This window comes from Boseongicola sp. (assembly GCF_057460485.1).
In genome coordinates this window covers 1-3,963 of sequence record NZ_JBVCWP010000329.1, presented here as the reverse complement: position 1 = coordinate 3,963, position 3,963 = coordinate 1, and the positions used below count along the sequence as shown (strand labels likewise).

Genomic DNA, 3,963 nt, shown 5'->3' with positions numbered 1-3,963 from the left:
CGATAAAATCTAAAGGAACGTGGCTCAATTGGTCTGTCTGGGCCGGTGATGTTCAGCCAAAAAGCCGGGTCTAACCTGCAGCCGAACCCGAAATAGCGATCAGGCCGCACGACAGATCACCGAGTACCAGCACAGCTTGTCCAAGAGCCTTGATCGGCACGCAAAACCGGTACAAACTGGAAAGAACGGCATTCTACTTGGGGAATGTTGGATAAGATTTTTGGGGGATATACAATGAATAATTCTGCTGTGATTGGAATAATCGCGCTTGCGTTGTCACTTGTCGGCCAACCTTTACTTGCTGATTCACACGCGATGTCGACGGAGGAAGTTCTCAACCACCACTTGACTGCATTTGGCACGGGGGACCTGGAGGGTATGCTATCCGATTACACGGATGAGTCCGTGCTAATACTGCCAGATGTGATGATGACCGGCCCAGATGAGATGAAGCCCGCATTCGAGGCATTCATTGCTGAGTTCTCGCAAGAAGGCACTGAATTCAATTTGACCCACACAAACGTTCACAACAATGTCGCGCATATCGTTTGGACCGCTGAAACGCCCGACAATTCTTATCAGTTCGCGACAGATACCTTCGTGATCGAAGACGGTAAGATATTGTCTCAAACATTGACTATGGTGGTTGTACCAAAGTAGCGGCGGCTCCGTCCGCAGTCCGGACCTTCGTAAGAATCCGACTTAAGGACATGCGGCATGGTTCACAATCGTGCGATCCATCGAGGGGCGATTCCCAAAGCACATCGCGTAGGCGGTTGAGAAATGCGCCGAACTTGAAAAGCCGGTCGCCTCGGAGATGGAGGCCACACTCATCGCCGATCCCTGCACCAATCGCCGCGCAATACCGAGCCGCATCCGACGGTAGTAGTTCATCGCGCTGACGCCGAGAACCTGCGCGAAGATACGGTTCAACTGACGCTCGCTGATGCCCGCGATCAACGCAAGCTGTTGGAGCGAAAGGGGGTCGCCGATGTGGTCTTGCATCGCCGCGATGACAGGTTGGATATGCGGGGACCGGGTGGTTTCGCCAGCAAGGACGCCCGACCTTTGCGGGCTTGCCGCCGCGCGGATTTCGGTGTGCAAAAACCAGTCGCTGACAAGGCGCGCAAAGTCAGCGCCGTGACGGTCGGACAGCAGCGCGTGGATGAAATCCAAAGGCGCGGTTCCGCCACCACAAGTCACCCGGTCGCGGTCTATAATGTAAAGGCGCCGTTCGATCATCAGGTCGGGAAAGCGGCCCGCAAGCTCTGCCGCGTGTTCCCAATGGACGGTCATCCGACGCCCGTCCATCAGGCCCGCCCGCGCCAGAAGAACCGGCCCGCCCGACACGCCGCCGACGCGCAATCCCGCCCGCGCGCGACGTTTCAACCATTCAAAAAGCACCTTGTCGTTTAGCGCAAAAGGATCGCCGCCAGCGATGACAAGCAAAAGATCAAGCGGCTCGGTCGAACCGATGGGGACGCAGTTCGAAATTGCCGCCTCTCCGGAACTTTTGGCGGGCGTTTTGTGGGCGAAATGCACAATGTCATAAAGCCGCTTTCCGGACAGCAGATTAGCTGCGCGCAGCGGGTCGGCGACGCTGGCATAAGACATGATCGCAAAGCCCGGCACCGGAACAATACCAATTCGGAAGGGTCGCGTGTCAGCGTCCTGATTTAATATAGAAACGGCTGGTTTTTGCATCCCAACAAACCATGCATCGCAATAGGCTTACGTGTCAATTAGCGCGGCGGACAGGCGATGCGATACAACGCACTTACCATTCTGAAACAGGGCCTGACGGGCAACAAAGGCTGGGCGCCTGCCTGGCGCGAGCCTGACCCTAAGCCCGAATACGACATCATCATTGTTGGCGGTGGCGGGCATGGGTTGGCGACGGCGTACTACCTGTCGAACAAGTTCGGCATGAAGAACATCGCCGTGGTCGAGAAGGGCTGGATTGGGTCCGGAAATGTCGGGCGCAATACCACACTTATTCGCTCAAATTATCTGCTGGAAGGCAACCAGCCGTTTTACGAGCTTTCAATGCAGTTGTGGGAAGGTCTTGAGCAGGACTTCAACTATAACGCCATGGTCAGCCAGCGCGGCATCCTGAACCTGTACCACTCGGACAGCCAGCGCGACGCCTTTGCACGGCGCGGCAATGCAATGCACCTGACTGGCTCGGGTGGCGTTATGCTGAGCGAGGCAGAAATCCGCGAAAAATGCCCCTACCTTGATTTTGACAACGCGCGCTTCCCGATCAAGGGCGCACTCTGGCAGCAACGCGGCGGGACGGTGCGCCATGACGCCGTTGCCTGGGGGTTTGCGCGCGGCGCAGACATGAAAGGCGTCGATATCCTGCAAAACTGCGAAGTCACCGGCTTTCAGATCGACAATGGCGTTTGCAAAGGGGTTGAAACCTCGCGCGGCACTATTCGCGCCAAAAAGGTCGCGGTCTGTGTCGCCGGATCATCCGGCCGCGTGATGTCTATGGCCGGCATGCGTCTGCCGATTGAAAGCCACGTCCTGCAAGCCTTTGTTTCTGAGGGCCTTAAACCCACCCTGCCAGGCGTCATCACTTTCGGCGCGGGCCACTTTTACGTCAGCCAATCCGACAAGGGCGGGCTAGTCTTCGGCGGCGATATCGACGGCTACAACACCTATGCCCAACGCGGAAACCTGCCCGTGGTCGAGGACGTCTGCGAAGGCGGCATGGCATTGATGCCCATGATTGGACGCGCGCGGCTTTTGCGGATGTGGGGCGGCTTGATGGACATGTCGATGGATGGATCACCCTTCATCGACCGTACGCATATCGGCGGGCTCTATTTCAACGGCGGCTGGTGTTACGGCGGATTCAAGGCGACGCCAGCGTCCGGCTTTTGCTACGCGCATTTACTCGCCAAGGATGCGCCGCACCCGGTGGCGACCCAGCTTCGTCTTGATCGGTTCCGGCGCGGCGCACCAATCGACGAAAAGGGCGCAGGCCCCCAACCGAATTTGCACTGAGGAGGCTATTCATGATCATTAAGCACCCCCTTCTCGGCCCCCGCGATGCCGCAGAATTTGTCTATCTTGGCGACGCCAATATGATCAAGCGTCCCGAAGGCTTCGGCGAAAATGTCGAGGAGGCTATGTATGAGCATGTCTACCTGCGCGACAATCCCGCAGGCGAACATCATGAGCTTTGGTATCACGAACAGGGGGATCGCTCGTGGCTTGTGGTGACCCGCAACACGCTGACGCACGAGATCAGTTCGGTGGAATTGGCCCGCGATGTGGCCCGCCGCAAAGGACGTTCAAAATGAGCCAGTCCAATCGCATTGACGGCGGCCAGATCGACCGGTCGCGCACGCTGAAATTCCAGTTCAATGAGCGCTGGTTAACTGCCCATCCCGGCGACACGTTGGCCTCGGCCTTGCTGGCGAACGCTGTGCGCCTTGTGGGCCGGTCGTTCAAATACCACCGTCCCCGCGGGATATTCTCGGCCGGGTCAGAAGAACCGAGCGCGCTTGTACACTTGCGAAAAGGTGCGGCGTTGGAACCCAACACCCGCGCCACCACGATCGAGATGTTCGAGGGGCTTTCCGCGACCAGTCAAAACCATCGCGGGTCGCTTGAGCACGACATTCTCGCGGTCAATGATTTGTTATCGCCATTTTTAAGTGCCGGTTTTTATTACAAAACCTTCATGTGGCCAAAGGCATTCTGGGAAAAGCTTTACGAACCCATCATTCGCTCTGCTGCGGGTCTTGGGAAGCTTTCTGGCATGGAAGACCCCGACACCTATGACCACGGATACCTCCACTGCGATGTGGTGATTATCGGCGCGGGACCAGCGGGATTGGCCGCCGCATTGGCTGCCGGTCGTGTGGGACTGCGGGTTATACTGGCCGACGAAGACTTCCGCATGGGCGGACGTCTGAACGCGGAAACCTACGCGGTTGACGGCATGGACGG

The 3,963-nt window shown here is 57.6% G+C and carries 5 protein-coding genes; 4 read left to right on the top strand and 1 reads right to left on the bottom strand.

The genetic code is table 11. The features are described 5' to 3' along the window. Nucleotides 1–234: 234 nt before the first annotated feature. Nucleotides 235–660, top strand: coding sequence for a nuclear transport factor 2 family protein (locus tag AC221Y_RS21385; RefSeq protein ID WP_299758451.1), 426 nt, complete (start codon nucleotides 235–237; stop codon nucleotides 658–660). Nucleotides 661–702: 42 nt separating this feature from the next. On the opposite strand, the gene AC221Y_RS21380 is transcribed toward AC221Y_RS21385, so the two are convergent. Next, the gene (locus tag AC221Y_RS21380; protein WP_299758453.1) at nucleotides 703–1,704 is read right to left on the bottom strand and encodes a GlxA family transcriptional regulator; all 1,002 of its coding nucleotides are present in this window, start codon (nucleotides 1,702–1,704) and stop codon (nucleotides 703–705) included. A gap of 57 nt (nucleotides 1,705–1,761) precedes the next feature. Here AC221Y_RS21380 and AC221Y_RS21375 point away from each other — a divergent pair, with 57 nt between their 5' ends. From AC221Y_RS21375 to AC221Y_RS21365, 3 genes are all read left to right on the top strand, one after another. Next, complete coding sequence (locus AC221Y_RS21375) at nucleotides 1,762–3,012, top strand: sarcosine oxidase subunit beta family protein (RefSeq protein WP_299758455.1); 1,251 nt, start codon at nucleotides 1,762–1,764, stop codon at nucleotides 3,010–3,012. An 11-nt stretch (nucleotides 3,013–3,023) separates the two neighbouring features. Next, nucleotides 3,024–3,311, top strand: coding sequence for a sarcosine oxidase subunit delta (locus AC221Y_RS21370; RefSeq protein WP_299758457.1), 288 nt, complete (start codon nucleotides 3,024–3,026; stop codon nucleotides 3,309–3,311). After that, nucleotides 3,308–3,963, top strand: a 656-nt coding sequence (locus tag AC221Y_RS21365) for a 2Fe-2S iron-sulfur cluster-binding protein (RefSeq protein ID WP_486708356.1), incomplete at its 3' end; no start/stop codon positions are given. The genes AC221Y_RS21370 and AC221Y_RS21365, both read left to right, overlap by 4 nt.

Excerpts from the sequence above, each read along its gene's own strand:
- AC221Y_RS21385 (WP_299758451.1), top strand. The coding sequence starts at position 235 with ATGAATAATTCTGCTGTGATTGGAATAATCGCGCTTGCGTTGTCACTT.
- AC221Y_RS21380 (WP_299758453.1), bottom strand. The coding sequence starts at position 1,704 with ATGCAAAAACCAGCCGTTTCTATATTAAATCAGGACGCTGACACGCGA.
- AC221Y_RS21375 (WP_299758455.1), top strand. The coding sequence starts at position 1,762 with ATGCGATACAACGCACTTACCATTCTGAAACAGGGCCTGACGGGCAAC.
- AC221Y_RS21370 (WP_299758457.1), top strand. The coding sequence starts at position 3,024 with ATGATCATTAAGCACCCCCTTCTCGGCCCCCGCGATGCCGCAGAATTT.